Genomic DNA, 3221 nt, shown 5'->3' with positions numbered 1-3221 from the left:
GTTTTCGCACCGCAGCGGACTTCCCGGCACCGCCGGAGACGACCTCGAGGACATTGGCTACGACCGCGCGGAGATCCTGCGTCGTCTGCGCTTCGTGTCACCATCGACGAGCTTTCGCGCCGGCTACTCCTACAGCAATTTCGGACTGACCGAGGGTGCCGTCGCTGCTGCCAAGCCGACGGGCAAGCCTTGGGAGGAGATCGCCGAGGAGAAGCTCTACCGTCCGCTTGGAATGGCCTCGACCAGCTCCCGTCATGCGGACTTCATCAAGCACGCCAATCGCGCCGCGCTCCACGTCAAGATCGACGGCGTCTGGGCCGCGAAGGTAAAGCGCGACCCGGATGCGCAGGCGCCCGCAGGCGGCGTCAGCTCCACGGCACGCGATCTCTCGCAATGGGTGCGCCTCGTGCTCGGCAATGGGGTCTATGCCGGCGAGACACTCATTAAAGCCGACGCTCTGGACCAGACGCATGTTCCCCTGATGGCGCGCGGCAAGAACCCCGTCTCCGGCGGCACGTCCTTCTACGGCCTCGGCTGGAATGTCGAATTCGGCCGTCATGGCCTGAGCTGGGGCCATGCCGGCGCCTTCAGCGTCGGCGCACGCACCCTGGTGACGCTCTTCCCGGAGGAGAAGCTTGGCATCGTGATCGTCGCCAACGCCTTTTCGACAGGGGTACCGGAAGGGCTGTCCGACAGCTTCGCCGATCTCGCCTTTGACGGAACGGTCGAGAAGGACTGGGTCAAGGCATGGGACGATACCTATGCGAGCTTGTTCGGCCCGGCGGTCGCGAGGGCCAAGGCCACCTATGCCGCGCCACCGTCTCCGGCAAGGCCGGCCGCGCCGGCCAGTGCCTATGCAGGCCGCTATTTCAACGACTTCATCGGCGATGCGGTCGTGTCGAGTGCCGGAGACGCTCTTGTGCTCAAGGTCGGGCCAGCCGGCGCGCGGTCCTATTCATTGAAGCATTTCGACGGCGACCTGTTCGTGACCTTCCCGGACGCCGAGACGCCGGACATGCCCTCGGGCGTGGGCTTTGTCGTCGGCCCCGACGGCAAGGCGTCGGCCATGACCATAGAGTTTCTCGACGACAATCATCTCGGCACACTGCGGCGCGTGGGTGACTAGGGTCAAATGAGACGGTTGTCCCAGTTATCCCCCTGCAAGACGCGGCATCAACGCTGCCTCGACAGGGCCGACCTTCCATGCTTCGGGTCTGCCGGGCGCCATAATCGTCGAAGGAGAGCACTGAGGTGAACGAAGACGCCGCCAGTCCAAGGCCGCTTTCGGAAATTGCCAGCTATCACGCGCATATCTACTACGACGGGCAGGCCGAGCGGCAGCATGCCGAATGGCTGCGCCTGCGCATCGGCGAGCGTTTCCGCGTGCGCCTGGGCAATTGGCGCGATGGGCCGGTCGGCCCGCATGAGCAGACCATGTACCAGGTCTCGTTCGCGACCGGGATTTTCGCTACCCTCGTTCCATGGCTTATGCTGAACCACGGCGGCTTGAGCATCCTCATCCATCCGAACACCACCAACCCCAAGCGCGACCATCTGGTCGATCCGATCTGGATCGGGCGGGCGTTGGGGGTGAACGGGGAGATTCTTGGCGAGGACGATGAGGCGGAAGAAGCGCTGGAGGTGAATACCGAGCCGACGCTGGGGGCTTAGGGGCGAGCGCGCCGTTCGGTATGTGAGGTTCGGCGTCGGAATCGCGTGTGCCTGCAGTGCAGTTCAGACAGGCATGACCGCCCGCTTTGCGCCTCATTTCGGCCGTTAAGCCCAGCTTTGCCACCGGCTGGAAGCGGACATAGCCGGCGACCACTCTGGAAGCCAGGGTTGCGCCATGAGCTGACTTGAGCACCTGTTTGGAAAAATGACCGGACTGTGCGAATGCCGACCGCATGGTTTCGGGAAACTTCGTCGCCGTGCTGCGGTTCCCGCGGCCGAACCAACACCTCGGGTGCGCATCGCTGAGCTGGACGGGCGCAAAACGGCATGTAAGTTCGTATCCCACGGCTAGAGTTTACGTCCGATCAGTCCTTGAACGCGAACCCGGCCTTTTTGAGCGAACCGAGGAAGAAATCAACGTCCTCTGGTCGAATCATCCGCATCGCGACCTCCTGCCGGAGGTTCTTGATCATGCCTGGCGCGTTTTCTTCAAGCCAGACACGCTGGCGCCGCGCGTCCGCTTCATATCCGCCCTCGCCGAAAATCGCGGCCGCGATGGTGTGATAGTAGGCATTGCCGGGAACCGTTGCTTTCCTGATCCACATGGCCGCCTGCGGATAATCGCCGCGAAAATAGGCGCAATGGGCAAGCGCGGTCTCGTAATAGGCCAAGGGACCCGGATTGCGCGTGCGAGCTTCCGCGACCAGCGGGCAGCCGTGGTCCCAGTCTCCTGAAAGCGCCAGCCGATATCCGTACTCGCCCATCAGTTCGGTATCGTTGGGGTTAATGTTCAAGGCACGTTTGCCCACCAACAGCGCCGCCTCGATCTCTTTGCTGAAATAGAGCGCGAACATTTCCGCCTGCAGGCCGCGAATATTGAGCGGGTCCAGTTCCACGGCCCGCCTGGCCGCGGCAAGAGCGCGAGCGATCGAGGCCGAAGTCGCCGCTTCGTCGGGAGGATAGAGGAATCGAATCTCGTCGATATAGGCTTGCGACAGCAGACCCCAGGCGGTGGCGTAGCCCGGGAAGTGCTCAACGGCCTTCTCCAGACACACGCGCACCGCTGGAAGTGCCTTTTGATCGAGGTTTGCCCGGTATGCATAGAAGGAAAGCGTGCAGGAATAGGCAGCCCAATCGTCGGGAGGATTCGAGACGTTGAGCGACGCGTCCGCCTGAAAGATCACGCCGTATGTCTGGGCCAGGCTCGTCGCCACTTTCTGTGCGATATTGGCCTCGGTCTCAAGAAGCGGGGCGACATCCATCTTTCCATCATAACTTTCCGCCCACAGCACGGAGCCGTCGGCGCGGTTGATAAACCTGACCCGAAGCCGGAAGGAATCGGCCGACAGGTGGACGCTTCCCGCAAGAACAAAGCGCGACGGCGCGACCAAATTTTCGGAAGACTGGACGACGATGACGTCCTTGAACTTAGAGAGTTGCCCGACAATTTCCTGTGTCAATCCGCTCGCAATTGCACTGGAGGCCTCCGTTGCTGAAAGATCGTCAAACGTCTCGACCAGCAGTCGCGGGATCTCAGGCGAAGTTGGGCG

General features: G+C 62.4%; 3 protein-coding genes. 2 read left to right on the top strand and 1 reads right to left on the bottom strand.

Features of this window, described 5'->3' with window-relative positions; translation table 11 throughout:
• Both E5W87_RS15715 and E5W87_RS15710 read left to right on the top strand, forming a co-directional pair.
• The coding region (locus E5W87_RS15715) for a serine hydrolase (protein WP_292398942.1) at window positions 1–1126 on the top strand (1126 nt) is incomplete at its 5' end.
• Between the two features lie 125 nt (window positions 1127–1251).
• A complete protein-coding gene (locus E5W87_RS15710; RefSeq protein ID WP_292398939.1) occupies window positions 1252–1671 on the top strand; it encodes a DOPA 4,5-dioxygenase family protein in 420 nt (139 codons plus the stop codon).
• Window positions 1672–2036: 365 nt separating this feature from the next.
• Here the strand turns inward: E5W87_RS15710 and E5W87_RS15705 are convergent.
• The coding region (locus E5W87_RS15705; protein ID WP_292398937.1) for a hypothetical protein at window positions 2037–3221 on the bottom strand (1185 nt) is incomplete at its 5' end.

Origin of the sequence: Mesorhizobium sp., from assembly GCF_004962925.1 — a bacterium.
Lineage (GTDB): Bacteria > Pseudomonadota > Alphaproteobacteria > Rhizobiales > Rhizobiaceae > Mesorhizobium.
This window is presented reverse-complemented; position numbering and strand designations above follow the sequence as displayed.